The organism is Comamonas sp. DB36 (genome assembly GCF_057914905.1).
Map to the genome: position 1 here is coordinate 247,222 of NZ_CP196631.1, position 26,542 is coordinate 273,763.

At 66.3% G+C, this 26,542-nt stretch carries 27 protein-coding genes; 19 read left to right on the top strand and 8 right to left on the bottom strand.

What is annotated here, in order from left to right; translation table 11 throughout:
- Positions 1–62 precede the first annotated feature (62 nt).
- The 3 genes from mreC to mrdA are packed head-to-tail and all read left to right on the top strand — an operon-like array spanning position 63 to position 3,749.
- A complete protein-coding gene (gene mreC / locus ACSVDO_RS01140; protein ID WP_489594642.1) occupies positions 63–1,100 on the top strand; it encodes a rod shape-determining protein MreC in 1,038 nt (345 codons plus the stop codon).
- Positions 1,097–1,615, top strand: coding sequence for a rod shape-determining protein MreD (gene mreD / locus ACSVDO_RS01145; RefSeq protein ID WP_489594643.1), 519 nt, complete (start codon positions 1,097–1,099; stop codon positions 1,613–1,615). The genes mreC and mreD overlap by 4 nt, the downstream gene beginning before the upstream one ends.
- Positions 1,616–1,664: 49 nt before the next feature.
- Complete coding sequence (gene mrdA / locus ACSVDO_RS01150) at positions 1,665–3,749, top strand: penicillin-binding protein 2 (RefSeq protein ID WP_489594644.1); 2,085 nt, start codon at positions 1,665–1,667, stop codon at positions 3,747–3,749.
- 12 nt (positions 3,750–3,761) lie between these two features.
- On the opposite strand, the gene ACSVDO_RS01155 is transcribed toward mrdA, so the two are convergent.
- The 4 genes from ACSVDO_RS01155 to ACSVDO_RS01170 all read right to left on the bottom strand — a co-directional run bounded on the left by ACSVDO_RS01155 (position 3,762) and on the right by ACSVDO_RS01170 (position 6,978).
- On the bottom strand, positions 3,762–4,502 hold the full coding sequence (locus ACSVDO_RS01155; RefSeq protein WP_332536900.1) for an amino acid ABC transporter ATP-binding protein: 741 nt from the start codon (positions 4,500–4,502) through the stop codon (positions 3,762–3,764).
- A complete protein-coding gene (locus ACSVDO_RS01160; protein WP_332547934.1) occupies positions 4,499–5,281 on the bottom strand; it encodes an amino acid ABC transporter permease in 783 nt (260 codons plus the stop codon). The genes ACSVDO_RS01155 and ACSVDO_RS01160 overlap by 4 nt, the downstream gene beginning before the upstream one ends.
- 23 nt (positions 5,282–5,304) lie before the next feature.
- Positions 5,305–6,078 (bottom strand): ABC transporter substrate-binding protein, encoded by a 774-nt coding sequence (locus ACSVDO_RS01165; protein ID WP_489594645.1) that lies wholly within the window; start codon positions 6,076–6,078, stop codon positions 5,305–5,307.
- A gap of 141 nt (positions 6,079–6,219) precedes the next feature.
- Positions 6,220–6,978 carry a sulfite exporter TauE/SafE family protein gene (locus ACSVDO_RS01170; RefSeq protein WP_332536905.1) on the bottom strand — a complete coding sequence of 253 codons (759 nt, stop codon included), beginning with the start codon at positions 6,976–6,978 and terminating at the stop codon, positions 6,220–6,222.
- Between the two features lie 367 nt (positions 6,979–7,345).
- Between ACSVDO_RS01170 and ACSVDO_RS01175 the strand changes: the two genes are divergently transcribed.
- Together ACSVDO_RS01175 and ACSVDO_RS01180 are read left to right on the top strand one after the other, a co-directional pair.
- On the top strand, positions 7,346–8,728 hold the full coding sequence (locus tag ACSVDO_RS01175) for an ammonium transporter (protein WP_442881476.1): 1,383 nt from the start codon (positions 7,346–7,348) through the stop codon (positions 8,726–8,728).
- A 56-nt stretch (positions 8,729–8,784) separates the two neighbouring features.
- On the top strand, positions 8,785–9,090 hold the full coding sequence (locus ACSVDO_RS01180; protein WP_332536907.1) for a hypothetical protein: 306 nt from the start codon (positions 8,785–8,787) through the stop codon (positions 9,088–9,090).
- Position 9,091: 1 nt separating this feature from the next.
- On the opposite strand, the gene ACSVDO_RS01185 is transcribed toward ACSVDO_RS01180, so the two are convergent.
- The gene (locus tag ACSVDO_RS01185; protein ID WP_489594646.1) at positions 9,092–10,828 is read right to left on the bottom strand and encodes a GMC family oxidoreductase; all 1,737 of its coding nucleotides are present in this window, start codon (positions 10,826–10,828) and stop codon (positions 9,092–9,094) included.
- A gap of 248 nt (positions 10,829–11,076) precedes the next feature.
- Between ACSVDO_RS01185 and ACSVDO_RS01190 the strand changes: the two genes are divergently transcribed.
- From ACSVDO_RS01190 to ACSVDO_RS01210, 5 genes are all read left to right on the top strand, one after another.
- On the top strand, positions 11,077–12,198 hold the full coding sequence (locus ACSVDO_RS01190; protein ID WP_489594647.1) for an MlaE family ABC transporter permease: 1,122 nt from the start codon (positions 11,077–11,079) through the stop codon (positions 12,196–12,198).
- 4 nt (positions 12,199–12,202) lie between these two features.
- On the top strand, positions 12,203–13,048 hold the full coding sequence (locus ACSVDO_RS01195) for an ABC transporter ATP-binding protein (protein WP_489594648.1): 846 nt from the start codon (positions 12,203–12,205) through the stop codon (positions 13,046–13,048).
- Positions 13,048–14,025 (top strand): MlaD family protein, encoded by a 978-nt coding sequence (locus tag ACSVDO_RS01200; RefSeq protein ID WP_332536914.1) that lies wholly within the window; start codon positions 13,048–13,050, stop codon positions 14,023–14,025. The genes ACSVDO_RS01195 and ACSVDO_RS01200 overlap by 1 nt, the downstream gene beginning before the upstream one ends.
- Positions 14,026–14,034: 9 nt before the next feature.
- A complete protein-coding gene (locus tag ACSVDO_RS01205) occupies positions 14,035–14,700 on the top strand; it encodes an ABC-type transport auxiliary lipoprotein family protein (protein WP_332536916.1) in 666 nt (221 codons plus the stop codon).
- A gap of 209 nt (positions 14,701–14,909) precedes the next feature.
- A complete protein-coding gene (locus tag ACSVDO_RS01210) occupies positions 14,910–15,284 on the top strand; it encodes a hypothetical protein (protein WP_489594649.1) in 375 nt (124 codons plus the stop codon).
- Here ACSVDO_RS01210 and ACSVDO_RS01215 read toward each other — a convergent pair.
- Positions 15,281–15,916, bottom strand: a complete 636-nt coding sequence (locus tag ACSVDO_RS01215) for a MarC family protein (protein WP_332536920.1) — start codon at positions 15,914–15,916, stop codon at positions 15,281–15,283. The genes ACSVDO_RS01210 and ACSVDO_RS01215 overlap by 4 nt on opposite strands.
- A 161-nt stretch (positions 15,917–16,077) precedes the next feature.
- Between ACSVDO_RS01215 and ACSVDO_RS01220 the strand changes: the two genes are divergently transcribed.
- Positions 16,078–16,767 carry a dienelactone hydrolase family protein gene (locus ACSVDO_RS01220; protein WP_489594650.1) on the top strand — a complete coding sequence of 230 codons (690 nt, stop codon included), beginning with the start codon at positions 16,078–16,080 and terminating at the stop codon, positions 16,765–16,767.
- 6 nt (positions 16,768–16,773) lie between these two features.
- On the opposite strand, the gene ACSVDO_RS01225 is transcribed toward ACSVDO_RS01220, so the two are convergent.
- Complete coding sequence (locus ACSVDO_RS01225; RefSeq protein ID WP_489594651.1) at positions 16,774–17,880, bottom strand: magnesium transporter CorA family protein; 1,107 nt, start codon at positions 17,878–17,880, stop codon at positions 16,774–16,776.
- Positions 17,881–17,894: 14 nt separating this feature from the next.
- A complete protein-coding gene (gene hemB, locus ACSVDO_RS01230; protein WP_489594652.1) occupies positions 17,895–18,905 on the bottom strand; it encodes a porphobilinogen synthase in 1,011 nt (336 codons plus the stop codon).
- 153 nt (positions 18,906–19,058) lie between these two features.
- On the opposite strand from hemB, the gene ACSVDO_RS01235 reads away from it, so the two are divergent.
- From ACSVDO_RS01235 to fusA, 8 genes are all read left to right on the top strand, one after another.
- Positions 19,059–19,487: a CopD family protein gene (locus tag ACSVDO_RS01235; RefSeq protein ID WP_489594653.1), complete on the top strand. Its 429-nt coding sequence runs from the start codon at positions 19,059–19,061 to the stop codon at positions 19,485–19,487.
- 23 nt (positions 19,488–19,510) lie between these two features.
- The gene (locus tag ACSVDO_RS01240) at positions 19,511–20,617 is read left to right on the top strand and encodes a VanZ family protein (RefSeq protein ID WP_489594654.1); all 1,107 of its coding nucleotides are present in this window, start codon (positions 19,511–19,513) and stop codon (positions 20,615–20,617) included.
- A 73-nt stretch (positions 20,618–20,690) separates the two neighbouring features.
- Entirely contained in the window at positions 20,691–21,047 is a 357-nt protein-coding gene (locus tag ACSVDO_RS01245) for a (2Fe-2S) ferredoxin domain-containing protein (RefSeq protein WP_489594655.1), read from the top strand.
- 80 nt (positions 21,048–21,127) lie between these two features.
- Positions 21,128–21,769 carry an alpha/beta hydrolase gene (locus tag ACSVDO_RS01250; RefSeq protein WP_332549938.1) on the top strand — a complete coding sequence of 214 codons (642 nt, stop codon included), beginning with the start codon at positions 21,128–21,130 and terminating at the stop codon, positions 21,767–21,769.
- 90 nt (positions 21,770–21,859) lie between these two features.
- A complete protein-coding gene (locus tag ACSVDO_RS01255; RefSeq protein ID WP_332682464.1) occupies positions 21,860–23,041 on the top strand; it encodes a D-alanyl-D-alanine carboxypeptidase family protein in 1,182 nt (393 codons plus the stop codon).
- Positions 23,042–23,199: 158 nt separating this feature from the next.
- A complete protein-coding gene (gene rpsL, locus ACSVDO_RS01260; RefSeq protein WP_159911512.1) occupies positions 23,200–23,577 on the top strand; it encodes a 30S ribosomal protein S12 in 378 nt (125 codons plus the stop codon).
- Between the two features lie 162 nt (positions 23,578–23,739).
- On the top strand, positions 23,740–24,213 hold the full coding sequence (rpsG, locus tag ACSVDO_RS01265) for a 30S ribosomal protein S7 (protein WP_261500499.1): 474 nt from the start codon (positions 23,740–23,742) through the stop codon (positions 24,211–24,213).
- A 143-nt stretch (positions 24,214–24,356) separates the two neighbouring features.
- A complete protein-coding gene (gene fusA / locus ACSVDO_RS01270; RefSeq protein ID WP_332682460.1) occupies positions 24,357–26,465 on the top strand; it encodes an elongation factor G in 2,109 nt (702 codons plus the stop codon).
- Positions 26,466–26,542: the final 77 nt, after the last annotated feature.

The following is a 26,542-nucleotide window of genomic DNA, read 5'->3' on the forward strand; positions in this document are numbered from 1 at the left end:
AATGACATGCAGGCGCACCATTTTTCACTGCATGCGGCGCATGCAGCGCAGGGGCACGCCTGATGCCTATCGGAACCGTTGACCGGCGCGCGCCCTCGCTGTTTCGCCAGGGCCCTTCGCTGCTGTCGCAAGTGGCGTTCTACAGCGCGCTGGCGCTGTTCCTGATGGTCGCCGACGCGCGCTTCAAGCTGACCGAGCCGGTGCGCCAGGTCGTCGCCAGCGTGCTCTACCCCGTGCAGTGGCTGGTGGTCCAGCCCGTGGCCCTGTTTCAGCAGGGCGCTGACTACATGCAGTCGATGGAACAGGCCCAGGCCCAGGCCCGCGCTGCCGACCAGCGGCTGGTGCAGGTCGCGCAGAGCGCGCACCTGGCCGAGCAGCTGCTCGACGAGAACCTGCATCTGCGCGCCTTGCTGGCGCTGCGCGAGCATCTGGTCAGCCCCGGCCAGGCCGCCGAAGTGGTGCACGACACTCCCGATCCCTATACCCGCCGCGTGGTCATAGACCGCGGCCAGACCTCGGGCATCGCGCTGGGCTCGCCCGTGCTCGACGCCAACGGCGTGCTGGGCCAGGTCACGCGGGTCTATGCGCTGCGCAGCGAAGTCACGCTGCTGATCGACCGTGACCAGGCGATTCCCGTCTTCAACCCGCGCACCGGCGCGCGCAGCGTCGCCTATGGCGACCCTGCGCCCGGCGGCGGCGGCAATATCGAACTGCGCTTCGTTCCCAGCAATGCCGATGTGGTCGAGGGCGACCTGCTGACCACCAGCGGCGTCGACGGCGTCTACCCTGCGGGAATTCCCGTGGCACGCGTGCTGCGCGTGGAGCACCGCGCCGACTCCGCGTTTTCGCGCATCTATTGCGAGCCCATGGCGCGCGTCCAGCAGGCGCGCCATGTGCTGGTGCTGCCGCCCGTGCTGGCCGTCGACGACGCGCCCACAGCGCAGGCGCCCGTGGCGCCTGCCGCGGCGGCCAAGCCCGCAGCACCCGCTGCCAAGGCCGCGGCCCCGGCACGCGCAGTTCCCCCCAAAACCGGCGAGAAAACCGCCACGCCCGCGCCCGCCCCAGCGGCAGCGCGCGCACGCCAGGAGACTGCGCGATGATCATGCCGCGCGGTCAACCCTTGCTGCTGCCGGTCAACCCGGTGTTCATGGGCGCGAGCCTGGTCGCGGCGCTGGCCGTCAACATGCTGCCACTGGGCCGCGTCGCCTGGATGCCCGATCTGCTGATGATGCTGATCGCGTTCTGGAGCGTGCACCAGCCGCAGCGCGTGGGCATGGGGCTGGCCTTCATGTTCGGCCTGTGCATGGATGTGCAGCACAGCGCCTTGCTGGGTCAGCACGCGCTGGTCTATTGCCTGCTGGTGTTCGGCGCGGTGAGCATGCGCCGCCGCCTGCTGTGGTTCAGCCTGCCGGTGCAGGCGCTGCAGATGCTGCCGCTGTTCTTCATGGCGCATGCCGTGGCGCTGGTCGTGCGCATGATCAGCGGCGGTGTCTTTCCCGGCTGGAGCATGGTGATCGCGCCGTTGGCCGAAGCCCTGCTCTGGCCGCTGATCAGCATGGTGCTGCTCGCACCGCAGCGGCGCGCGCCCGACGCCGACGAAAACCGGCCGCTCTGATCATGCTGCGGATAAAGCCCTGGCCTGCCCGCTGCGCGAGGTGCGCCGCATGATGGAAGTCATAGACTCCGAAGCCGAACAGTCGCGTTTCCGACTGCGGATCTGGGTGGTCGCGGCCGTGGTGCTGCTGGCGTTCTGCCTGCTTGTCTGGCGGCTGCTGGTGCTGCAGGTGGTGCGCCACGAAGACCTGGCCGAACGCGCCGAAAGCAATCGCACGGCGGTCGTGCCCATCGTGCCCAACCGCGGCCAGATCCTCGACCGCAACGGTGTGGTGCTCGCGACCAATTACGCCGCCTATACGCTGGAGATCACGCGCTCCAAGGTCAAGGACCTCGAAGCGACGATAGATGAACTCGCGACCCTGGTCGAAATCACGCCGCGCGACCGGCGCAAGTTCAAGCGCCTGGTCGATGACTCGAAGAACTTCGAGTCGCTGCCCATACGCACCCGCCTGAGCGACGAGGAAGTCGCGCATTTCGCCGCCCAGCGCTATCGCTTTCCCGGCGTCGACATCAAGGCCCGGCTGTTTCGCTCCTACCCGCTCGAAGAGACGGCCAGCCATGTGATCGGCTACATAGGCCGCATCAACCAGCGCGAGAAGGAAGTGATAGAGGACTCCGAGGACGCGGCCAATTACCGCGGCACCGAAGTCATAGGCAAGCTGGGCATAGAGCAGAGCTACGAAAAGGACCTGCACGGCCTCACGGGCTGGGAGCAGCTCGAGACTTCGGCCGGCGGCTATGCGGTGCGCAAGCTCGGCAGCCGCGCCGCGACGCCCGGCGACAGCCTGGTGCTGTCGCTCGACATCCGCCTGCAGCGCATGATCGAGCAGCTCTACGGCAACCGCCGCGGTGCGCTGGTCGCGATCGACCCGCGCAACGGCGAAGTGCTGGCCATGGTCAGCCGCCCGGCGTTCGACCTGAACCTGTTTGTCGACGGCATAGACCAGGAAAGCTGGACCCAGCTCAACGAGTCCATAGACCGTCCCATGCTCAACCGCGCGCTGCGCGGCACCTACCCGCCGGGCTCGACCTACAAGCCTTTCATGGCGCTGGGCGCGCTCGAGCGCGGCGCGCGCCGCACCGACAGCATCACGCAGGACAACGGCAGCTGGACCTTCGGCGGCCACACATTCCGCAGCGGCCACCCCAACGGCCCCGTCGACCTGCACCGCGCCATCGTCAAGTCGAGCAACGTGTATTTCTACCAGCTGGCCAACGACATGGGTGTCGATGCCATGCACGATTTCATGAAGCCGCTGGGCTTTGGCCAGATCACCGGCCTGGACGTGCGCGGCGAAGCGCGCGGCGTGCTGCCCAGCCAGGAGTGGAAGCGCAACACCTATAAGCGCCCCGAGCAGAAGAAATGGTATGCAGGTGAAACCATTTCGCTGGGCATTGGCCAGGGCTACAACAATTTCACGCTGCTGCAGCTCGCGCATGCGACGGCCACGCTGGCCAACAGCGGCGTCAAGCACCAGCCGCATCTGGGCCTGGGCAAGATCGATGCACTGACCCGGCGCTACCAGCAGCTGCCCCAGCCCGCAGGTATAGATTTGGGCTACAAGCCGCAGAACGTCGAAGCCGTGCGCCGCGCGGTCGCGGCCGTGACCGTCGACGGCACGGCGCGCGGCATTTTCGCGGGAGCGCCCTATACCTCGGCCGGCAAGACCGGCACGGCCCAGGCCGTGGGCGTGGGGCAGAAGGACAAATACAACGCGGCCAAGCTCAGCGAATACCAGCGCGACCACTCGCTCTACATGGCCTATGCGCCGGCCGACAAGCCCACCATTGCGCTGGCGCTGATTGTCGAGAACGCGGGCTTTGGCGCCGCAGCTGCAGGGCCGATCGCGCGCCGCGTGTTCGACTACTGGCTGCTGGGCCAATATCCGAGCGAGGAAGACATTGCTTCGGTGCGCTCGGGCCAGGCGCGCCTGCCCATGGGCCAGCCGCGCCGCGCCAACGACATCGCCGTGCCCGCCGACAGCGTGGCCGTCGAAGGCCTGCCGCGCAAGCCGCTGCCCGATCCTTTCCCTGCAGCCGCGCCCGCCGATGCGGCTGCGCGTCCTGCGGCAGCGGCGCAAAAGCCGCTGATTCCGGCCGCAGCCGCGGTCGGCTGGGTGCCCGAAGACTGACAGCGCCCAGCGCTAGCCGCCCATGCGGCCGATGAAGGCGCGGATGCGCTCGTTGGCCGGCTGACCGAAGAATTCGGCCGGCGGGGCTTCATGCGCAATGCGCCCCTGGTCGAAGAACAGCACGCGGTCGGCGACTTCGCGTGCAAAGCCCATCTCGTGCGTCACGACGATCATGGTCATGCCCGCGCGCGCGAGCTCGCGCATCACGTCCAGCACTTCCTGCACCATCTCCGGGTCCAGCGCCGAAGTCGGCTCGTCGAACAGCATCACCTTGGGGTTCATCGCCAGCGCGCGCGCAATCGCCACGCGCTGCTGCTGCCCGCCCGACAGCTGCCAGGGGTACTTGGCGCTGTGCTCCTGCAGGCCCACGCGGCGCAGCAGGGCCATGGCCTGGGCATTCGCCTGGGCGCGCGGCGTGCGGTGGATGCGCCGCGGCGCGAGCGTCAGGTTGTCGAGCACCGTCATGTGACCGAACAGGTTGAACTGCTGGAACACCATGCCCACGTCGGTGCGCTGCTGCTGCAGCGTGGCTTCATTCGGCCCCACGGCAACGCCCGCAATGGTGATGGTGCCGCTGTCGTGCGGCGCGAGCCGGTTGATGGCGCGCAGCAGCGTGGACTTGCCCGAGCCCGAGGCGCCGATGATCACGCTGACTTCGCCCGTGCGGAACTGCGTCGACACGTCGCGCAGCACCGGCTGGCCGCCAAAGGATTTGCAGACCCGGTCGATGACGATGTAGGGCGCGCCACTCATTGCGCTCGGCCTTCGATGTCGAAGCGGTATTCGATCGCCTGGGTCGCCTGGGTCACGAGCGTGGTCAGCACCAGATAGGTCAGCGCCACCGTGCTGAGCGTGGCGATGGGCTGGAAAGTCGTCGACTGCAGGCGGTTGCCGACATTGGTCAGCTCGACCACGCCTATCGCATAGGCCAGCGACGAATCCTTGAGCAGCGCGACGAAGTTGCTGACCAGCGGCGGCAGCGCCATCTTGAACGCCTGGGGCATGACCACGTCGAGAAACACATGGCGCCGGCCCAGGCCCAGCGCGCGTGCGGCCTCGGTCTGGCCCTGGGGCACGGCCAGCAGGCCGGCGCGAATCGCTTCGCTGTTGTAGGCGCCCGCATTGAGCCCCAGCGCCAACACCGCCGCCGCGAACTCGGGCAGGCGCAGTCCGGGGATGAGCAGCGGCAGCGCAAAATAGACGAACAGGATCTGCACCAGCAGCGGCGTGCCGCGTATCACCCAGAGGTAGAAGCGCGCACCCCAGCGCAGCAGCGTCCAGCGTGACGTGCGCGCCAGCGCCGTCGCCGTGCCCAGCAGCAGCCCCAGGCCGCCGCTGACCAGCGTGAGCCACAGCGTGGTGCGCGCGCCGTCGGCAAATATCTGCGCGCTCGAGCCTATGGGTTCGGGCAGCCAGGAAAACAGCCAGCCCAGCGCGGCCACGACCAGCACCAGCAGCAGCAGCGCCGTGACCAGCGTCGCGTTGCTGCGCTGCAGGCGCGTCCAGTGTGCGGGCCAGAAGGCAATGGGCATGGGATGCCTTGTGTGTGGCCGGCTCAGCGCGGTGCGGGGCAGCGTATGTCTTCCTGGAAGTACTTCTGCGCGACCTTGGCATAGCTGCCGTCGGCCATCACGGCCTGCAGCGCCTGCGACCAGGCGTCAGCCAGGCCGGTGTTGCCCAGCGCCATGGCCGCCGCAATGCGCTCGACGGTGACCATCTCGCCCAGATGAAAGCCCGCTGCGGGAGACTTGCGCAGCAGCTCCTTGGCGACGAAGCGGTCGGTGACCATGGCATCGACGCGCTTGGAAACCAGCGCGCTGCGCGCATCGGCATCGGTGGGGAAGTTCTTCACCGCCTGCACGCCCGGCAGGCGCTGGACTTCGGCCGCATAGGTTGTGCCGGTCTGCACCGCGATGAGCTTGCCCTTGAGATCGCTGGCGCTGCGCAGCTTGGGCGTCAGCGAGACGATGGTGCCGCCCGAGCAATAGTGCGGCGCGGCAAAGGTCACGGCCTTGGCGCGCTCCGGCGTGATCGCATGCGAGGCAATGACCACGTCCCAGCGGTCCTGCTGCAGTCCCGTGAGCAGCGCATCGAAGCCCAACGCCTTCCATTGCGGCTGTAGCCCCATCTTGTGCGCCACGAGTTCGGCGATTTCGACCTCGAAACCGGTGAGCTGCTTGCCCTGGAAGAAATTGAACGGCGCGTAGTGGCCCTCGGTCGCGATGCGCAGCGTGCCCTCCTTGCGCACCGATTCCAGCGGCCGCGCCTGCGCGGCGGTGGCGGCCACGCACAGCGCGGCCAAAAGCGTGACGGCGGGCAGAATTCTCATGCGCATCTCCTGGAGGACAGGGCTTGACCCCTGCCGCCATGATCGCGCCTGCCACCGGCCCGGCGCAACCCGGAAAAGTTCGCATCGCCTTGCCTTATGCGGCCTACATGGCTTGCAAGTGCTTGCTGACTTGGAGTGCGCTCAGCGCAGAAAGGCGTCGTAGCCGGTCTTGAGGATCAGCACGCTGACCACGAGAATGAAGATGCTGCGCACGAAGCCCGTGCCATGGCGCAAGGCCATGTAGGTGCCGAGCATGCTGCCCATGACGTTCGCCAGCGCCAGAGGAAGCGCGAAATGCCACCAGACATGGCCCTTGAGGCTGAACAGCACGATGGCCGCGACATTGGTCGCGATGTTGAGCAGCTTGGCCGAGACCGAGGCGTTGAGGAAGTCGTAGCCCAGCAGGCGCACGAACAGGAACACGAAGAAGCTGCCCGTGCCCGGGCCGAAGAAGCCGTCGTAGAAGCCAATCACCAGGCCTATGGTGCAGGCCATCAGCGTTTCGGCGCGGCCCGTGAAGCGCGGCGCGTGGTTGCGGCCCATGTCCTTCTTGAGCAGCGTGTAGATCAGCACCAGCACCAGCACCACCGGCAGCAGCTTGCGCAGGAAGTCCGATGAGATGACGGTCACCGCCCAGGCACCGGCAAACGAGCCCGCGAAGCTCACCAGGATGGCCGGGGTCAGCGGGCCCCAGGGAATGCGCACGCGCCGGCCATATTGCCAGGCCGACATGGTCGTGCCCCAAACCGATGCACTTTTGCCCGTGCCCAGCAGCGTGGCCGGGGGCGCATGGGGAAACGCCGCGAAAATCGCCGGCACGAGGATCAAACCACCCCCGCCAACGATGGCATCGACAAACCCGGCCAGCATAGAAGCCAGCGAAACAAAGAGCCATTCCATAGGGCCGAGATTGTCGCACCGTCAGGGTGCATGCCGGCCCGGGGGACGCCCAATAAAAAAGCGCCGGACTGGGCCGGCGCTCTGTAAAGGCATCTCGCTGTATGCTTTTTGAATATTGGTCTATTTCTATGTCGAGTAGTGTCTCCTCGGCCCCTCTTCGTCGCACCGAGGTGCACTTGAGTGGTTGGACTGTACTGCTTGCACTCGCTTGGTGCATTGGGAGTTTCCCGGAGTGAACAGGTATCCAGGGGAGGCTCAATATGTATCTAGTGTGACTGTTTGCAAATAAAAGCGCGTATTTGCAGCGGTTTTGGCACGTCCTGTGCTTGCCTGCCTGTCAGCAACCACTCTTTCCCGGAGGCATGGCATGGACATGACAGGCAGGCAAGGCTTATCCAGGCGCGGCCGCGCAGCGCGGGCCGCTGGCGGGCTCACGGGGGGCGCGGCGTTCGCCAGCTGGGTGCTGCCCGCCAGCGCCGCAGGCGAGAGCGCCGCGGCCAGCGCTCCGCTGACGGCCCCGGCCATGGTTCCGATGGGCGCGCTCAACGGCGCCGACACCGGCTGGCTCATGGTCTGCACAGCCTTGGTGCTGCTGATGACGCTGCCCGGCGTGGCGCTGTTCTATGCGGGCATGGTGCGGCGCAAGAACGTGCTCAACACGCTGGCCAGCGTGCTGCTCGTGGCCTGCGTGGTCAGCGTGCTGTGGTTCGCGGCTGGCTATTCGCTGGCGTTCACACCCGGCGACGGCATTCTTGGCGGCTTGTCGCGCCTGGGTTTCGCCGGCCTGGACCCCGACTGGGCAGGCCAGCGGGTCAGCGTGAGCCATATGGCGCCCAACGTGCCCGAAGCGGCCTTCGCGATGTTCCAGCTGTCGTTCGCGGTGATCACGGCGGCGCTGCTGGTGGGCGCGCTGGTCGAGCGCATGCGGTTCACGGCGCTGCTGGTGTTCATCGCCTTGTGGACCTTGGCCGTCTACGTGCCGGTCGCGCACTGGGTCTGGGAGCCCGGTGGCTGGCTCGCGCGCCTGGGCGCGCTGGATTTCGCCGGCGGCACGGTGGTGCATGTCAATGCGGGCGCGGCGGGCCTGGCCTGCGCCTGGTATCTGGGCCCGCGCCAGGGCTATGGCCGCGAAGCCTTCGAGCCCTACAACCTGGGCTGGACCATGCTGGGCGCGAGCCTGCTGCTCATTGGCTGGTTCGGCTTCAACGCCGGCTCGGCGCTGGCCGCCGACAGCCGCGCAGCGCTGGCGCTGGCCGTGACGCATCTGGCGGCCGCGGGCGGCGCGCTCGGCTGGCTGATTGCCGAATGGCTGCTGCGCCGGCGCGCTTCGCTGCTGGGCCTGTGTTCGGGACTGGTCGCGGGGCTGGTGGCGATCACGCCCGCGGCCGGCTATGTGGGCCTGGGCCCGGCGCTGCTGATCGGCCTGATCGCGGGCGCGGTCTGCTACTGGGGCGCGACCGGGCTCAAGCGCGCGCTGGGCGCCGACGATGCGCTCGACGTGTTCGGCGTGCATGGCGTGGGCGGCATTGTCGGCTCGCTGCTCACGGGCGTTTTTGCCAGCCGTACCATCGCCGGCGTGCAGGGGCAGATCGGCACGCAGATGCTGACGGTGCTCGTGGTCGCGGTGTTCAGCTTTGTCGCCACCGGCGTGCTGCTGTGGCTGACCGACCGTATCGTGGGACTGCGCGTGTCCGATGCCAGCGAGCAGACCGGGCTCGATCTGTCGCTGCACCGCGAGCGCCTGGGCTGAGAGCAGGTACCCGTGCGGCGACGCGCGGGCGTTGAATCCAGAAGCAGGAGTTTGCGATGCTTGACAGTGAAAGACTGGCCGTGGCCGCCCATGTGCACGTGCTGCTGCGGCGCAAGACCGGGCGCGTGACCGACACCGAATGGATGGCCTGCAATGCCGATTACGCGCGCGAAGTGGTACGCTTTTGCCGCCTGCGCGCCCAGCAGGACGCGCTGCCCGAACTCGGCGAATGGGCGGACAAGCTCGAGCGCGCGATGCAGCTCGCGCCGGCCGCGTTGCCCGCGGGCTTTGCAGCCGCTCCCGCGCTGAGCCGCACGCCGCCCGCGGGCGGCGTCGAGCGCTATGTGGGCGGCATACGCTAGTTCAGGCCACCACGGGAATGCGTGCCTCGGGCGCGGGTTCCTGCACGGCGCTGACGGCCGGCTGACCCTTGCGTATCCATTCGGCGACCTTCTCGGCCATCATCAGCGTGGGCGAGTTGGTGTTGCCGCTGGTGATGGTGGGCATCGCGCCCGCGTCGACCACGCGCAGCGCGGCAATGCCGCGCACGCGCAGCTGGCTGTCGAGCACGGCCATGGGATCGTCGTCACGCCCCATCTTGGTCGTTCCCACGGGGTGGAAGATGGTCGTGGCGATATCGCCCGCCAGGCGCGCGAGCTCCTCGTCGGTCTGGAACTGCACGCCGGGCTTGTACTCCTCGGGCGCGAAGCGCGCCAGCGCGGGCTGGGCGACGATGCGCCGCGTGAGTCGCAGGCTGTCGGCCGCGACCTGGCGGTCTTCGTCGGTGCTGAGGTAGTTGGGCGCGATCGCCGGCGCCTGGCGGTAGTCGGCGCTGCGGATCTGCACCGTGCCGCGGCTCGTGGGGTTCAGGTTGCAGACGCTGGCGGTGAACGCCGGGAACGCATGCAGGGGCTCGCCAAACGCGTCCAGCGACAGCGGCTGCACGTGGTATTCGAGGTTGGGGTGGGGCAGTTCGGGGCGGCTGCGCGTGAACGCGCCGAGCTGCGACGGTGCCATGCTCATAGGCCCGCTGCGCTTGAACGCGTACTCCATGCCTATCTTTGCCTTGCCCAGCAGGCTGGAGGCGAGCACATTGAGCGTGGGCGCGCCCTGCACCTTGAATACCGTGCGGATCTGCAGATGGTCCTGCAGGTTGGCGCCCACGCCGGGCAGGTCCTTGACCACGGGAATGCCATGCTTTTGCAGCAGCGCCGCCGGGCCTATGCCCGACAGCTGCAGCAGCTGCGGCGAATTGATCGCGCCCGCGCAGACCAGCACTTCGCAGGTCGCGTGCACGGTCTCGAGGCCGTCGCCGGTCGCGACTTCGACGCCGGTGCAGCGCTGGCTGCCGTCGGCCTGGGTCTCGACGATCAGCCGCGTCGCCTGGGCCATGGTCCACATCTCGAAATTCGCGCGGCCGTAGCAGGCGGGGCGCAGAAAGGCCTTGGCCGTGTTCCAGCGCCAGCCGGCCTTCTGGTTGACTTCGAAATAGCCCACGCCTTCGTTGTCGCCACCGTTGAAGTCGTCGCTGGCCGGAATGCCGCTTTGCTGCGCGGCCTGCGAAAACGCGTCGAGGATGTCCCAGCGCAGGCGCTGCTTCTCCACGCGCCACTCGCCCGTGCTGCCGTTGGTCTTGTTGCCGTGCAGGCCCTTGAAGCGCGCGTCGGCAGGAGCATCGGTTTTTGCGTCCGCGTCCAGCCGCCAATGGTCTTCGTGGCGCATGAAATGCGGCAGGCTGTTTTCCCAGCGCCAGGCGTCGTCGCCCGTGAGTTGGGCCCACTGGTCATAGTCGCGCGCCTGGCCGCGCATGTAGATCATGCCGTTGATGCTGCTGCAGCCGCCCAGCGTCTTGCCGCGCGGATAGCGCAGGCTGCGGCCGTTGAGCCCGGGCTCGGCTTCGGTCTGGTAGAGCCAGTCGGTGCGCGGATTGCCTATGCAGTAGAGATAACCCACGGGGATGTGGATCCAGTGGTAGTCGTCCTTGCGCCCGGCCTCGATCAGCAGCACGCGCTTGCTGCGGTCGGCGCTCAGGCGGTTGCACAGCAGGGCGCCGGCCGTGCCGCCCCCGATGATGATGTAGTCGAAAGTGGTGTCGCTCATGGGTCCGGGTTGCTAGGCGCTGGGTTGGAGAGGCTCAGACCCATTGTCCGTATAGACAGCCCCCTGTCGATAGGGAAAGCGCGCGGAGCGCTCGAGCACGCAGGCCTTTTTGCTTCCACGGCCCAGCCGCTTGCGCTAGAGTGCACAACGAGGTCGCGTCCTGCGCGCCGGGGCTTGCGTAATGTGCAAAACTGGATGCCGCCGGTTGCCGACCGGCCCGGTTTCCATTTCGCCGCCACTGACTCTTGATGCCGCCTTCGCTTGCCCCTTCTGTTGCGCTCGATTCCTCCGCCTCGGGCCGCGCCCTGACAACGGGCGACTGGACAGCCGCGAGCTTTGCCGACCGCGCGCAATGGCGCCGACTGCAGCGCGAGCTGCAGGCCGTGTCCGGCGCCTCCGTCTGGGATCTGACCGGCATGGCGCGTCTCGACTATGTGGGCGCGCAGATCCTCTGGTGCCATTGGGGCGGAAAGTGGCCGGCGCAGTGCGAGATCAGCGACGCCCAGCGCGAAATCCTCGCGCATGTCGAAAAGTACAGCCAGTGCGAAAAGCCGCCCGCGCCCGCCTGGCACCCTCTGCAACAGATCGATCAGCTGGGCGTGCTGGTGCTTTCGGGCTGCAGCCACCTCAAGGAGCTGGTCGAGTTGATAGGCCAGTTGCTGCTTGACTTCATTCGCATGCTGCGCCGTCCGCAACGCGCACCCTGGCGCGATGTGTCGGGCCATCTCTACAGCATGGGCACGACCGCGCTGCCTATCACAGCGCTCGTGGGCTTTCTGATCGGCGTGGTGCTGGCCTATCTGATGGCCTTGCAGCTGCGCCAGTTCGGCGCCGAATCGTTCATCGTCAACATCCTGGGCATTTCGCTGATACGCGAACTCGGCCCCATGCTGGCCGCAATCCTCGTCGCCGGCCGTTCGGGCTCGGCGATCACCGCGCAGATCGGCGTGATGCGCGTCAACGAGGAACTCGACGCGATGCAGGTCATGGGCATTCCCCATGGCTTCCGGCTGGTGCTGCCGCGCGCGCTGGCGCTGGCGCTGGCCATGCCGCTGATCGCGGTCTGGACCACGCTGGCGGCGCTGGCCGGCGGCATGCTGGCCGCAGATATCACCATGGGCATCACGCCCGCCTATTTCGCCCAGGCGCTGCCCGCGGCCGTGGACGCGGCCAATCTGTGGCTTGCCATGGGCAAGTCCATGGTGTTCGGCGTGCTGATCGCGCTGATCGGCTGCCATTGGGGCTTGCGCGTCGAGCCCAACACCCAGAGCCTGGGCCGGGGCACGACGGCGTCGGTGGTGTCGGCGATCACCATGGTGATCATCGTCGACGCGCTGTTCGCCATTCTTTTCAAAGACGTGGGCATCTGACGCGATGACAAGCACCGAAACGACCCGCGCGCAACACGCGCCCGACGCCCCGGCTTCCGCCCCCGTGGTGCGCATCGAAGGGCTGTGGAGCGTTTTCGGCCAGGGCGACAAGGCGTTTGCCGTGCACCAGGACCTGGACCTGGTGGTCGAGCGCGGCGAGATGCTGTCCATCGTCGGTGGCTCGGGCACGGGCAAGACCGTGCTGCTGCGCCAGATGCTGGGACTGCTGGCGCCGACCAAGGGCACGGTCGAAGTGCTGGGCCGGCCGGCGTCCGAAATGGGGCGCGAGGGCGCGGCCAGCCGTGTGGGCATGCTGTTTCAGCACGGCGCGCTGTTCTCGGCGTTCAGCGTGCTCGACAACATTGCCTTTGCGCTGCGCGAGCAGGGCAGCCTGCCCGACGACCTGATCCGCGACGCGGCCCTGGTCAAGCTGCAGATGGTCGGGCTCAAGCCCGAGCATGCGACGCGCATGCCGTCCGACCTCTCGGGCGGCATGATCAAGCGTGTGGCGCTGGCGCGCGCGCTGATCATGGATCCGCCGCTGCTGCTGCTCGACGAACCCACGGCCGGGCTCGATCCCACGAGCGCCGACGAGTTCTGCGCGCTGCTGCGCGAGCTGCACGCGGCGCTGGGGCTGACGCTGGTCATGGTGACCCATGACCTCGATACCTTGTTCGCACTGTCCTCGCGCGTGGCCGTTCTGGCCGAGAAGAAGGTGCTGGTCACGGGGCCGCCGCGCGAAGTCGCGGACTATGACCATCCCTTTATCGAAACCTTTTTCCGGGGAGAGCGGGGCCGGCGTGCCATGGCGCCCCTGAGCAGCGACCACGCGGTCGCAGGAGAAACCTGATGGAAAACAAGTCGCATGCCATGGCGGCCGGGCTGTTCGTGGTGCTGGTGGCGGCATTGCTCGCCGGCCTCTCGATGTGGCTGACCCGGGACCGCAGCCAGTACAACCAGTACGAACTGACCACCAAGGACGGCATTGGCGGCCTGCAGCCCCAGGCCGCCGTGCGCTACAAGGGCGTGCCCGTGGGCAAGGTGGTGCACATCGGCTTCGATCCCCAGGCCGCGGGCAATGTGCTGATACGCATTGCCGTGGGCACGGAAACGCCGATTTCGCCCACCACCTTTGCCGTTCTCGGCTACCAGGGCGTCACCGGCCTGGCCCATGTGCAGTTGGACGATGCCGCCGAACCCCAGCCGCAGCTGCCGCCGGGCGCCAGCGGCCTGCCGCGCCTGTGGCTCAAATCCTCGCCGCTGAGCATGCTCGCCGACCAGGGTCCGGCGCTGCTGGGCCGCGTCGATGAAGTCACGCGCCGGCTCAACGACATGCTGGGCGACGAAAACCAGCAGCGCTTCAGCAGCGCGCTGGAGAACATTGCCGGCGCCGCTGCCGGCGTGCGCGATCTCACGGCCGGCGTGCAGCAGACGCTCAGCAGCAGGCTCGATCCGGCGCTGGCCGATATTCCCGCGCTCACGGCCGACGCGCGCAAGGCCCTGCAGTCGCTGGACCAGGCCGGCAAGAGCACGGCCGCGGTCGCCAATGATCTGGGCCAGACCGTGCAGCGCATCAATGCGCCCGATGGGCCGCTGGAACAGATCGCCACCGGCACGCAGGCGCTGGTGCGCGCCGCCGACGGCCTGGGCCGCACCACCTTGCCCCATGTGAGCCGCGCCGCCGACGACGTGTCGCGCGCCGCGCGCCAGCTCGGCGCCGCCGCGGGCGGCTTCAGCGACAACCCGCAATCGGTGATCTACGGCAGCGGCAACGCCGTCCCCGGCCCCGGCGAACCCGGTTTTGCGGCCCCTACCCCCACGCCTTAGGAATCCGCCATGTCCGTTTCTTCGTTCGCGACTGCGCGCACCAACGCCCTGCGGCTTGCCGTTTCCGTCGCCTGCCTGTGGCTTGCAGGCTGCTCGGTGCTGCCCAAGCCGCCCGCCCAGCCCGTGCGCTACGACTTCGGCCCCGAGCCTGTCGCCGCTGCGCCCGCGTCCCAGGCCCAGCGCCCGGCGATCGCGCTGGCCGAAGTCGAAGCGCCTGGCCTGCGCGACTCCGAAACTTCCGTGCTCTACCGTCTGGCCTATGCCGATGCCCAGGTGGTGCGCCCTTATCAGCTCGCGCGCTGGACGCGGCCGCCCGTGCAACTGGTGCAGCAGCGCCTGAGCAGCGGCCTGGGCCGCGACCGCGCCGTGCTGCTGGGCGGCGACGGCACGGCCCAGCCCAAGGTGCAGGGCCAGTCGCCCGCGGTGCTCAAGGTCGAGCTGGAGGAATTCAGCCATGTGTTCCTGTCGGCGCAGGAGAGCGTGGGCTGGGTGCGGCTGCGCGCTTCGCTCGTCGACCGGCAGCCGCAGGGCGATGTGCTGCTGGGGCAGACGACCTTCATCGCGCAGCAGCCCGCGGCCGGCGCCGACGCGGCCAGCGGCGTGCGCGCGCTGACCCAGGCGACCGACAAGGTCGTGGCCGACATGCAGGCCTGGCTGCAGCAACTAGGGCGTTGAAGCCGGCCCTGTGCCCGTTTGGCGTAGGCAGTTGCTGACGGCGCTTGCCTGTTCTCTCCCTACGCGGCCTGGGCTGCGCTTCTTCTAAAGTCCTCCCAGCCTTTGCGCATGCTATTGATCAATCCTGGTCGATTGCGATAATTTATTGCCTGGACCCATCCGCATTCGCGCATGACCATGCGCGCGCAGGTGAGAAAAAGGAGTGAACTATGCAATCCCTGCGCAAGGTGCGTGTGCTTTTGAGCGTGTGCGTTTTTACCTCGCTGGCGGCCCTGGGCAGCGCTGCCCTCGGTTCGGCGGCGTCGGAGCAGATGGCCGCGAAGCGGCGGATTTCACTGCAGTTCAGAGAGGACATGCAGGACTGTGAAAACCGCCATGGCGATGCCGCCGAGCTTTGCGAGCGCTGGGCCCACGGCTGGGCCGAAGTCGCCAAGGCGGATCTGGAAACCCGGCGCCAGCGCCTGGCCCAGGGCCGGCCGGCCCGCGCGGCCCATGCCGACAAGTTCGCCCAGGCTCGCTGCAATGCCCTGTCGGGCCGGGGCAGGGAGCGCTGCACTGGCAGTGCAGCGCGCACCTCCGGCTAGCGCATCGCCAGCACCGGAAACATCTTGGTCAGCCCGCCGGCCATGACTTCGACCGCGAGCGCGGCCAGTATCAGTCCCATCAGCCGGGTCATGACGTTGATGCCGGTGCGACCCAGCACGCGCGCAATCGGCTGCGCCAGCGAAAAGCAGATGGCGGTCGCCAGCGCCACCACCACGCCGTAGCCTATCAGCGCCAGGTGTTGCCAGATGTCCTTGGCCTGATCGGCATAGATCACCACCGTCGACATCGCGGCCGGCCCGGTCAGCAGCGGAATGGTCAGCGGAACCACCGCAATGCTGTTGCCCATGGCGGCCTTTTCGACGCCCGCCTCCAGCGTCGCTGCGCTCGGTCGGTCTTCGGCCGGGCGCGCATTGAGCATGTTCATCGCGCTGATCAGCAGCAACAGGCCGCCGCCAACCTGAAAGCTCTGCAGCGAGATGTTGAAGAAGTCGAGCACCTGCAGTCCGAGCAACGCGCAGGCCGAGATCACGCAGAACGCGCTGAAGGACGCGGTGCGTATGGTGTCGCGCCGCTGGGCGTCGCTGAAGCCCTGGGTGTAGTGGATGAAGAACGGAATGATGGCCAGCGGATTGACGATGGCCACCAGCGTGATCAGCGGTTTGAGGTCCATCAGTGCGGGCCTCCGCGGAACTCGATGGGGCCGGTCTGAACTGGCGTCTGGTGCGTCATGCGGTCTCCTGTGAAAATGCACGTTGATCGCGCATTGCTGCGCCATTACAGCACCTGTCGCCCATCGGCGGCGTGTCAATCCAACATCGAACGGAGCACAGCATGGGAAGTTTTGTCAATCTGACCTCGACCGACGGTTTCAGCGCCCCCGCGTGGGTGGCGGTGCCTGACGGCCCGGTGCGTGGCGCCATCGTGGTGCTGCAGGAGATCTTCGGCGTCAACAGTCATATCCAGGCCGTGACCGAGCGCTTCGCGGCGCGTGGCTATGTGGCCGTGGCACCGTCGCTGTTCGCGCGCGTGCAGCCCGATGTGGACCTGGGCTATGCGCCGGCCGACATGGAGCGCGGCATGGCGCTCAAGGCCGCGACCGAAGCCCTGCCCGCGCCGGGCGCGATGGCCGAAGTGCAGGCGGCGATCGCGCATGCCGCGGCGATCAGCGGCGGCAAGGTCGGCATCGTGGGCTTCTGCTGGGGCGGCCTGATGACCTGGCGCGCGGCCTGCACGCTGCCCGGCCTGGCCGCGGCCGTCGCCTATTACGGCGGTGGCATGACCACGCCGGCCGAAGTGGCGCGGGCGCCGCAATGCCCGGTGCTCGCGCATTTCGCGCGCCAGGACCATTGGATCTCCGTGGATTCGGTCCAGGCCTTCGGCCGGGCCCACCCTGAAGTTGAAATCCATCTGTACGACGCCGACCACGGCTTCAACTGCGACCAGCGCGGCGCCTATGACGAAAGCAGTGCGCTGGTGGCGCGCGATCGCACGCTGGCCTTCTTCGACCGGCATCTGGCCTGAGGATTTCTACGGCGCGCGTTCCAGCCGGTCCAGATAGCGCTTGCGCCAGAAGAAGGAAATCAGCACCAGCGACACCACGCCCATGCCGGCGACGGCCCACCAGAAGCCGTCCTGCTTGTGCACCAGCGGAATGAACTCGAAATTCATGCCGAACACCGCGGCAATCAGGTTCAGCGGCAGGAACACGGCGGTGATCGTGGTCAGCGTGCGCATGATGTCGTTGGCGCGGTTGCTCTGCAGCGAGAAATGCATCTGCACCGCGGTCTCGGCACTTTGCTCGAGGCGGCGCACATGGTGGACCACGCGCTCGATATGCTCAAGCACGTCGCGCGAGCGCACCTTGAGCAGTTCGCGTTCGCGCTGCAGGGTGGGCATGGACTCGGCGGGCCAGGCGTCGAGCGCCTCTATCCATTCCTGGATCGCGGCGCGCTGGTCCTCGCAGATCTCGTCAAGCTGGTGCAGCGCCAGGCGCGCGTCGAGAATGGCGCTCCAGTTCGAGATCCGCGCCTTGGGCTCGAGCAGTGCCGACTGCCAGTGATCGAGCTGGCGCGTGAGGTCGCGCCGCAGCTCCAGATAGCCATCGACCATGTGGTTGACCAGACGCAGCATCAGGTCGGCCGGGCTGTTGGTGCGCTTGGCCGGGCCGCCGCGCGCGTCTATGGGCTGCTCCGACAGCAACCGCAGCAGGAAATAGGCGTGCACCGGGCAGTCGTCGGGGTGAACGGTCAGCAGCAGCTGGTCGAACACCACCATGCCCACGGGCCGCGTGACGATGCGCGTGAGCACCGGCGGGCCGTGCAGCGCCCTGGCATCGGCGGGCGCGGCGTCGCCGCTTTCGGCCGAGGCCAGCCGCTGGAACACCAGCAGGTCGTACTGCGAGGTCGCGTCGTAGTTCGACGGCAGCTGGGCGTTGAGCAGATCGGAGACATGCAGGTCGACCAGCGGTACGCGGCACAGCCGCAGCAGCATCGACTGCAGCGCAGGCAACTGGGCCGCGAACTCGGAGCGCGTGCACGAGACCCAGTAGAAGCCCGTGGCCGCCGGCGGGGCCAGCGGCAGCTCCTCGCCCAAGTCCTGGGCCGGACCGGTGGCGGCGATGTGGAGGGTGCGCATGGCCCGGAATTCGCTCAGCGCTGCTGCAGCTTTTTCGCAGCGTCGATAGCGAAGTACGTGAGCACGCCATCGGCGCCCGCGCGCTTGAAGGCCAGCAGGCTTTCGAGCATCACCGCGTCGTGGTCCAGCCAGCCATTGGCCGCGGCCGCCTTGATCATCGCGTACTCGCCCGAGACCTGGTAGGCGAAGGTCGGCACCTTGAACTCGTCCTTGACGCGGCGCACGATGTCCAGATACGGCATGCCGGGCTTGACCATCACCATGTCGGCGCCTTCGGCCAGGTCGAGCGCGACTTCGCGCAGCGCTTCATCGCTGTTGCCCGGGTCCATCTGGTAGACGTTCTTGTCGGCCTTGCCGAGCGCGCCGCGCGTGCCCACGGCATCGCGAAACGGCCCGTAGAACGCGCTCGCGTACTTGGCGCTGTAGGCCATGATGCGGGTGTGGATGTGGCCGTGGTTTTCCAGCGCTTCGCGCACCGCACCAATGCGCCCGTCCATCATGTCGCTGGGCGCGACGATGTCCACGCCGGCTTCGGCATGGGTCAGCGCCTGGCCGACGAGGATTTCGACGGTCTCGTCATTGATGATGTAGCCCGTGGCGTCGAGCACGCCGTCCTGGCCGTGGCTGGTGTAGGGGTCGAGCGCCACATCGGTCATCACGCCCAGGTCGGGAAACTCCTTCTTGAGCGCGCGTACCACGCGCGGAATCAGGCCGTCGGGATTGAGCGCCTCCTTGCCGTCGGGCGTCTTGAGCGCGGCGTCGATGGCCGGAAACAGCGCCAGCACCGGGATGCCCAGTTGCACGCATTCCTCGGCCACGGGCAGCAGCAGGTCCAGGCTCAGGCGGTCCACACCGGGCATGGACGTGACGGCTTCGCGCCGCTGCGTTCCTTCGTGCACGAACACCGGATAGATCAGGTCGTGGGCCGTCACCAGGTTCTCTCGCACCAGATTGCGCGTGAACGGATCGCGGCGCAGACGACGCGGGCGGTTGAGGGGAAACGGGGTAGGGCTGGAAAGATGCATAACGAAAATTGTGCCCCATTCGCCATTCCGCAGGGGCGGGGAGCGGCAAAACCTGCGACTGCGGGGCTGGCAACTTGGCAGCGCGCAAGCATTGGCGTACGGTTTTGCGCCCGCGCGGGCCGGCGGGGCGGGCCGCGCCCGTACACTGGGCATATGCTATGGGTCAAAGCTTTTCATATCGTGTTCGTTGCGAGCTGGTTCGCGGGACTGTTCTATCTGCCGCGTATCTTCGTGAATCTGGCCATGGTCACTCCGGGTTCGGTCGCCGAGCGCGAGCGGCTGATCCTGATGGCGCGCAAGCTGATGCGCTTCACCACGCTGCTTGCGGTGCCGGCGCTGCTGCTGGGCCTTTGGCTGTGGCAGGGCTATGGCATAGGCCGCGGCCCGGGCAACGGCTGGATGCATGCCAAGCTGTTCATCGTGCTGCTGGCGCTGGGCTACCACCATGCGTGCGGCCGGCTGCTGCGCAAGTTCATCGATGACGTGAACCAGCGCAGCCACCGCTGGTACCGCTGGTTCAATGAAGTGCCGGTGCTGCTGCTGGTCGCCGCAGTCGTGCTGGTGGTCGTCAAGCCCTTTTGAGTGAAGCTCGGAGCCGCCGCGCAGTGCACAAGACTTCTGCCTGGCCACTGGCGCTCGTTTACTCGGCGCTGATTTTTTTCGCGAGCCTGTTTCCTTTCACGGGCTGGCGGGCCCAGGGCATCAATCCCTGGGTGTTTTTCACGGCCACCATTCCTCCGCCCTACTGGACCTGGTTCGACGTCAACATGAACGTCGTCGGCTACGCGCCGCTGGGCTTTCTGCTGGCGCTGGCCTTGCAGCGCTCGGGCATGCCGCGCGCGGCCGTGCCCGTGGCGGCACTGGCCGGAACGCTGCTGTCGGCATCGATGGAGTTCCTGCAGATCTATCTGCCGCGGCGCGTGCCGTCGAACATGGACCTGGTGCTTAACGCCAGCGGAACACTGATAGGCGGGCTGCTCGCGCTGGCGCTCGAACGCCTGGGTGCGCTCGAGCGCTGGAGCGTGTTTCGCGCGCGCTGGTTCAGCGCGCAGGCGCGCGGCGCCATCGTGCTGCTGGTGCTGTGGCCCATGGCGCTGCTGGTGCCCGCAGCCGTGCCGTTCAGCCTGGGCCAGGTTTTTGAACGCCTCGAGTCGGCATTGACCGAGCTGCTCGAAGACACGCCTTTCCTTGAATGGCTGCCGCTGCGTGAGGCTTCGCTGGTGCCGCTGTCGCCGGCCGGCGAGCTGCTGTGCGAGCTGCTGGGTCTGCTTGCACCCTGCCTGCTGGCCTACTGCGTGGTGCCGCATATCGGCCGGCGCGCGGTGCTGGCCGTGCTGGGCGTGGGGCTGGGCATTGCGGCCACGGCGCTGTCATGGGCGCTGAGCTACGGCCCGGCCCATGCCTGGGAGTGGCTTGGCGTGCCGGCCCAGCTCGCGATCTGGTTCGCGCTGGCGCTGGCCGCGGCGCTGATCGCGCTGCCCGGGCGCGCCTGCGCGGCCGTGCTGCTGCTGGTGCTGATGTGGCAGCTGAGCCTGCTCAACCAGGCGCCGACCAGTGCCTATTTCGCGCAGACGCTGCAGACCTGGGAGCAGGGCCGCTTCATCCGCTTCTACGGGCTGGGACAATGGCTGGGCTGGATCTGGCCCTATGCGACGCTGGGCTATGTGCTGCTCCAGGTGGCGCGCCGCGACCGGCCGCGCCGCCCCGCCTGATTCAACCTGTGCCACCCGGACCGGCCTGCGCGTGCGGGCAGCGTTCGGGATCGCACGCCTAAAATGGACACCCATGAGCGACCAAACTTCCGACCAGAGCGCAGGCGGCTACTACAGCCGTCACATATTCTTCTGCCTGAATGAGCGGCCCGGAGGTGAGGACTGCTGCGCGCTGCACGGCGCCAAGGCCGGATTCGACCGTTGCAAGTCCCAGGTCAAGGCCGCGGGCCTGTCCGGCCCCGGCAAGGTGCGCGTCAACAAGGCCGGTTGCCTGGACCGCTGCGCGGGTGGCCCGGTCGCCGTGGTCTATCCCGAAGGCACCTGGTACACCTTCATCGACGACAGCGACATTGATGAAATTGTCGAATCGCATCTGAAGAACGGGCAGATTGTCGAGCGTTTGCTCACACCGCCGGAACTTGGCCGCTGAAACCCACTCCATCCGAGCAACCCTTGTTTTTTCAGGCGCGCGTCTGCCCCGGGCGCGCGCCGCTTCCACGGAATCCGAACTTGAACGCACAGACTGAACGCTTGACCCTGACGGGCGCCGCCGGCGCCATCGAGGCGCTGCGCGACGCCGCTGTACTGAACGCGGGCCAGCCACTGCGCGGTGTGGCCGTCATCGCCCACCCCCATCCGCTGTTTGGCGGCACCATGGACAACAAGGTCGTGCAGACCCTGGCGCGTGCCTTCGTGCAAAGTGGCTTCACCGCCGTGCGCTTCAACTTCCGTGGCGTGGGCGCGAGCGCCGGCACGCATGACGCAGGCCAGGGCGAGCTCCAGGATCTGCTGGAAGTCGTGCGCCAGGTCGCGCCCGAAGGCCCGATCGCGCTGGCCGGCTTCTCGTTCGGCGCGTTCGTGACCAGCCACGCGCTGGCCCGGCTCTGGCCCGAAGGCCGGGTCGAGCGCGCGGTGCTGGTCGGCACGGCCACCAGCCGCTTCAGCGTCGCGCCCGTGCCCGCCGAGGCGCAGCAGCGCACGCTGGTCGTGCATGGCGAAGCCGATGACACCGTGGAGCTGGCGTCGGTCATGGACTGGGCGCGCCCGCAGATACTCCCTGTCACAGTTGTCCCCGGAGGCGGTCATTTCTTTCACGGACAATTGCCGCTGCTCAAGAGCCTGGTGGTCCGCCACCTGCTGCCGGGTCTGTGACGCCTTCAGGTTGGCGGCCGCAGCCGCCAGCCACGCTTCGTCGCTCGCTGCATTGGCGGGCGTTTTTTCAGCTATTCCCCCGAGCTTTACATGACCCCGATTTTCAACACCTTGCGTGTTATTGCCGTTACCGTGGCAATGGCGCCCGCGTTGGCGCCCACATTTGCGCTGGCCCAGATCAGCCAGCCCCAGCCTCCCGAAATCGCCGCGCGCAACTACCTGCTGATCGACGTCACCGCCAACCAGGTCCTGGGCGCCAAGGACATCGATGTGCCCATCGAGCAGGCCTCGCTGACCAAGCTGATGACCGGCTATCTGGTGTTCGACGCACTGCGCGCCAAGAAAATCACGCTCGAGCAGCGCTTCCCGGTCAGCGAACGCGCCTGGAAAATGCCCGGTTCGCGCATGTTCATCGACCCCAAGATGCAGGTGCCCGTCGATGACCTGATCAAGGGCATGATCGTCCAGTCGGGCAACGACGCCACCATGGCGCTGGCCGAAGGCGTGGGCGGTTCGCAGGAAAACTTCGTGCGCCTGATGAATGAACAGGCCAAGGCCCTGGGCATGAAGGGCACGAACTACAAGAACCCCGAAGGCCTGACCGAGCCCGGCCACCTGACCACGGCGCGCGACCTGTCCATCCTGGCCCAGCGCCTGATGCAGGAGTTCCCCGAGTACATGCACTACTACGCGACCAAGCAGTACCACTACGAAGGCACGCCCGCGTCCAACGGCACCAACCGCAACACGCTGCTGTTCCGCGATCCCACGGTCGACGGCCTCAAGACCGGCCACACCGCGGCCGCCGGCTACTGCCTGGTGTCGACCGCCAAGCGCACCATGCCCCAGGTGGGCGAGCGCCGCCTGTTGTCTATCGTGCTCGGTGCTGCGAGCGCGAATGCGCGCGCCACCGAAAGCCAGAAGCTGCTGAACTGGGGCTATACCGCGTTCGACTCGGTCAAGCTGTTCGACGCCGGCCAGCCCGTGGCCACGCCGGAAGTGTGGAAGGGCCAGGCCGGCACCATCCAGATCGGCCAGCCGCACGCCATCGTCGTGACCGTGCCTGCGGGCTCGGCCGGCAAGCTCAAGACCGAAGTCGTGCGCCAGGATCCGCTGATCGCGCCGTTCACCAAGGGCCAGTCCATGGGCACGCTCAAGGTCACGCTGGACGGCCAGGCTGTTGCCGAAGTGCCACTGGTGGCGCTGGAAGCCGTCGAGCAGGCAGGCTTCTTCGGCCGCCTCTGGGACGCCATCCGCCTCTGGATAAAGTAAGCATTCGATGCAGCTGTCTAGCAGCCCAGTACATGCAATGCATTCAGGGCTGCTGGCAGACCGGCTTGCTTTGATGCGCCCAAGCTGCTACAGTCGAATGCTTTTCGGAAATTCCGAAGGGATTCACGTTTTCGTTTTTTACGTTTAGGGACGTATACATGCCAACCATTAACCAGCTCGTTCGTCAGGGGCGCTCGGTCGAAACGATCAAGTCCAAGAGCCCTGCGATGGAAAACTCTCCACAGCGCCGCGGCGTGTGCACACGTGTGTACACCACGACGCCTAAGAAGCCTAACTCCGCTCTGCGTAAGGTCGCCAAGGTGCGCCTGACCAACGGTTTCGAGGTCATTTCGTACATCGGCGGTGAAGGCCACAACCTGCAGGAACACAGCGTCGTGCTGGTTCGCGGCGGTCGTGTCAAGGATTTGCCAGGTGTTCGCTACCACATCGTCCGTGGTTCGCTCGACTTGCAAGGCGTCAAGGATCGCAAGCAATCGCGCTCCAAGTACGGTGCCAAGCGTCCCAAGAAGGCCTAAGCCTTTTTGTAGACAGATTTTCGGTGTTTGTCCTGCCGGGCAGGTAGTTCAAACGTAGTGACCCCAAGCGCAAGTGTTTTGCGTGGGTCGAGTAAGTGGGAGTCCTGTTGACCCCCGCGGTGTCTGAAAAGATGCCAACTGAAGCAAAGATAGAGGTAAAAAATGCCACGTCGTCGCGAAGTCCCCAAACGTGAAATTCTGCCGGATCCTAAGTTCGGCAACGTAGAGCTGTCCAAATTCATGAACGTGATCATGGAAGGCGGCAAGAAGGCAGTTGCAGAGCGCATCATTTATGGCGCCCTGGAACTGATCCACAAGAAGCACCCCGATAAGGATCCTCTGGAAGCCTTCGTGGTTGCTATCAACAACGTGAAGCCCATGGTGGAAGTCAAGTCCCGCCGCGTGGGTGGTGCAAACTACCAAGTGCCTGTTGAAGTGCGCCCTGTCCGTCGCCTGGCTCTGTCCATGCGCTGGCTCAAGGAAGCCGCTCGCAAGCGCGGTGAAAAGTCCATGGCTCAACGCCTGGCCAACGAGCTGCTGGAAGCGACCGAAGGTCGTGGCGGCGCGATGAAGAAGCGTGACGAAGTGCACCGTATGGCCGAAGCCAACAAGGCTTTCAGCCACTTCCGCTTCTAAACGGCGTTAGCGCTTTCTTGACACGGGGCCGCTCGCAAATATTTGCCTGCGGCCTTGTCTCGATTCAGAGCGCCCCCAAATTAACTGTTGCCCACTTTGTTGGAGTGGCAGTGATTCTCCAGATGATCAATTAAGGATCCACCATGGCTCGCAAGACCCCCATTGAGCGCTACCGCAACATCGGTATTTCCGCTCACATCGACGCAGGTAAGACAACCACCACCGAGCGTATCCTGTTCTATACCGGCGTGAACCACAAGCTGGGCGAAGTGCACGATGGCGCTGCCACCATGGACTGGATGGAGCAAGAGCAAGAGCGCGGCATCACGATCACTTCCGCTGCCACGACCTGCTTCTGGTCGGGCATGGACCACTCGTTCCCCGAGCACCGCTTCAACATCATCGACACCCCCGGCCACGTTGACTTCACGATTGAAGTCGAGCGCTCGATGCGCGTGCTGGACGGCGCCTGCATGGTGTACTGCGCCGTGGGCGGCGTGCAGCCTCAGTCGGAAACCGTGTGGCGCCAAGCCAACAAGTACAAGGTTCCTCGCCTGGCCTTCGTGAACAAGATGGACCGTACCGGTGCCAACTTCTTCAAGGTCGTCGAGCAGATGAAGCTGCGCCTGAAGGCTTCGCCCGTGCCAATCGTCGTGCCAATCGGCGCCGAAGACAACTTCGAAGGCGTGGTCGATCTGGTCAAGATGAAGGCCATCTACTGGGACGAAAAGTCGCAGGGCATGAAGTTCGAATACCGCGAAATCCCCGCCGACCTGATCGACGTGGCGAACGAGTGGCGCGAAAAGATGGTCGAAGCCGCGGCTGAAGCCAGCGAAGAGCTGATGAACAAGTACTTGGAAGAGGGCACGCTCTCCGAAGAGGAAATCATGAGCGGCCTGCGCACGCGTACCCTGGCTGTTGAAATCCAGCCCATGCTGTGCGGCTCGGCCTTCAAGAACAAGGGCGTGCAGCGCATGCTCGACGCCGTGATCCAGTTCCTGCCCGCTCCCGTGGAAGTGCCTGCTATCGAAGGTACCGATCCCGAGAACGAAGAAAAGAAGCTGACCCGCAAGGCCGACGACAGCGAGAAGTTCGCTGCGCTGGCGTTCAAGCTGATGACCGACCCGTTCGTGGGCCAGTTGACCTTCGTGCGCGTTTACTCGGGCGTCTTGACCAAGGGCGACACCGTCCTGAACGCGGTCAAGGGCAAGAAGGAACGTATCGGCCGTATCGTGCAGATGCATGCCAACGAACGCCTGGAAGTCGAAGAAATTCGCGCCGGTGACATCGCTGCCTGCGTGGGCCTGAAGGACGTGACGACCGGCGAAACGCTGGCCGACATCAACGACCCCATCATCCTGGAACGCATGGTCTTCCCCGAGCCCGTGATTGCCCAGGCTGTGGAACCCAAGACCAAGGCCGACCAGGAAAAGATGGGCATCGCCCTGTCGCGCCTGGCCGCTGAAGATCCGTCGTTCCGCGTGCGTTCCGACGAAGAATCGGGTCAGACCATCATCGCCGGTATGGGCGAGCTGCACCTGGAAATCATTGTCGACCGCATGAAGCGCGAATTCGGCGTTGAAGCCAACGTCGGCAAGCCACAAGTGGCTTACCGCGAAACCATCCGCAAGACCGTCGAAGATGCCGAAGGCAAGTTCGTGCGTCAGTCGGGCGGTAAGGGCCAGTACGGTCACGTGGTGCTGAAGATCGAACCCAACGAAGCCGGCAAGGGCATCGAGTTCGTCGACGCGATCAAGGGTGGTGTGGTTCCGCGCGAATTCATCCCAGCGGTCGAAAAGGGTATCAACGAAGCCGTCACGCAAGGCGTGCTGGCCGGCTACCCCGTGGTTGACGTCAAGGTCACGCTGCACTTCGGTTCGTACCACGATGTGGACTCGAACGAACTCGCGTTCAAGATGGCTGCCATCTTCGGTTTCAAGGAAGGTTGCCGCAAGGCCAACCCCGTGATCCTGGAACCCATGATGTCCGTGGAAGTGGAAACTCCCGAAGACTACGCCGGTACCGTGATGGGCGATCTGTCCTCGCGTCGCGGCATGGTCCAGGGCATGGACGACATGGTCGGTGGCGGCAAGGCCATCAAGGCCGAAGTCCCACTGTCGGAAATGTTCGGTTACGCCACCTCGCTGCGCTCGGCAACGCAAGGTCGCGCTACCTACACGATGGAGTTCAAGCACTACGCTGAAGCTCCCCGTAACGTTTCGGAAGCCATCATGGCTGCTCGTACGAAGTAAAATAGGTTTTTGCCCGTCTGCTGTCCGCAAGGATGGCCGGCGGGCTTGCCAGGTCTGCGATTGAGTGCCTCCCTGTT